Here is a 1,922-nt window from a genome sequence, read left to right as displayed (position 1 = left end):
AATCGAGTAGGAGGCGGTCTCGCGACCGCCGTCCTCTCACACCACCGTACGTACGGCTCCGTATACGGCGGTTCAGATTATGCGATTAAGCCGGTTTACCGTATCCAATATCGAGACCAAACCGAGTCCATCCCAAAGTTTCTTTGGCAGCGCCTGATTCATATGTGGTGCTCCCGAATTCCACCAAGGGCCTCGGCCATTGAATGCTGAGTGATAGGCGCGTTGTTCGTCGATCCCTAGGAGCATCAGGTTACGTGCCCTCGCAGAGGGCCGTTTCCATTGCCGCCAAAGGGCACAACGAAGCTTGTGACGCACCCATCCATCAAGTCTCTCCAGAGCACGCTTGCCCTGAGTGAGCTTGAAGTAGCCAGCCCACCCCCGCAGCACAGGGTTTATTCGCTCAATGGTATAAGCCATTTTTCGCCCCCGTGCTCCGCGCAGAAGCTCCCCGAGCCGGTCGCGCAAGCGACGCAGACTCATCGTTGCCACTCGCAACCTTGGCTGTTGATGCCAGCTCATCCCATAACCCAAGTAATCACACATCCACGCCCCGGCTACTCGGCTCTTTTCCCGGTTCAACACCAGTTTCAGACGTTGCCTCAGGAAACTCTCAACGCCGGCCATCACTCGTGCGCCGGCACGGCGACTGCGTACATAAATGTTGGCGTCGTCGGCATAACGTACGAAACGATGGCCCCGCCGCTCCAGTTCGCGGTCGAGTTCGTTGAGCAGGATATTCGACAGCAACGGCGAGAGCGGGCCGCCTTGCGGCGTCCCTTCCTGCCGTCGGCTGACGAGTCCGCCTGACATCGTTCCCGCTTCCAGATAGCGACGGATCAGCGTGAGTACCCGTTTGTCTTCGATTTGACACTCGATATAGGCCATCAATATGTCGTGATTGACCCGATCAAAGAACTTCTCCAGATCGAGCTCCACGCACCAGCGGTGTCCCGCTGCCACATGGCCACGGGCTGTCTCGATAGCTTGGTGAGCGCTTCTACCCGGACGAAAGCCATAGCTGTAATCCGAAAACAGAGGGTCGAAGATCGGTGTGAGCTGTTGCAGCAGAGCCTGCTGGATCAGGCGATCCACGACACATGGGATGCCCAACTGACGGGTTCCGCCTTGGGGTTTGGGGATGTCGACAGCACGTACACCTTGCGGGTGGTACGCGCCGGCCAGCAACCGAGCCTTGAGGATCGGCCAATACTGTTTCACATAGCCCGCCAACTGGTCGACCGTCATGCCATCGGCACCCGGCGCGCCCTTGTTGCTGGCTACGCGTTGATACGCACGCTTGAGATTGGCCGGTGCAAGCACCCGCGCCATCAGCGTGTCCGGCTCCGCTTTCGTCCACGCCACAGACGCCGCCGATACCTGTGCGCTGTCAGCCGTCACCCTCGGATTCAGTCCGGGACTCGGAGTAACAGTCTTCTCTGCGAGAAATTTCTGCATTTCGGTATTCAACGAGACTCTGACGCCTACCGGCGGCATAACCTGTTCGGCCCTTGGTGACGCGGTTATTCGCCACTTACTACGGCTTCGGCTGACTTCTGCACGTTCATCCCGTCGCCTTTCGACGCCCGGTAGCACAGTGGCAAACGAGCAGATCTCCCAGGGTAATTCGCGCGACCTTCCTGCTTATGCCTGTCGGATTTACGTCGTAGCGTTCCGTGCAAGTATTGGGCTTTAGTGAGCATTGCCACCTTACCCCGCTACGCCGCCTGATCCGCTTCCTGTTCGTCAGGCCAGCATTTTGCCTCGGGCTTCCTTCAGATTCGCAGTCACCCGCGACACCCTTGCCTCTGGCTAACACTTCCCCTTGCCGGGTGTGTAGAGGACTTTCACCTCCAAGTCACCAGCGTGGCCACCACAGCCAAACTGGTTGCGCTTATGCGCAACGCGCCATGCCTGGCGCACAA

At 58.6% G+C, this 1,922-nt stretch carries 1 protein-coding gene; it reads right to left on the bottom strand.

Going from position 1 to position 1,922, the window contains the following annotated elements; all coding sequences use genetic code 11:
- Nucleotides 1–72: 72 nt before the first annotated feature.
- A complete protein-coding gene (gene ltrA / locus AC1DKH_RS30285) occupies nt 73–1,494 on the bottom strand; it encodes a group II intron reverse transcriptase/maturase (protein WP_477800221.1) in 1,422 nt (473 codons plus the stop codon).
- Nucleotides 1,495–1,922 lie beyond the last annotated feature (428 nt).

This window comes from Pseudomonas sp. 05L36 (assembly GCF_056398125.1).
Note: the sequence above shows the minus strand (reverse complement) of the source record. Positions and strands in the feature narration are given on the sequence as shown.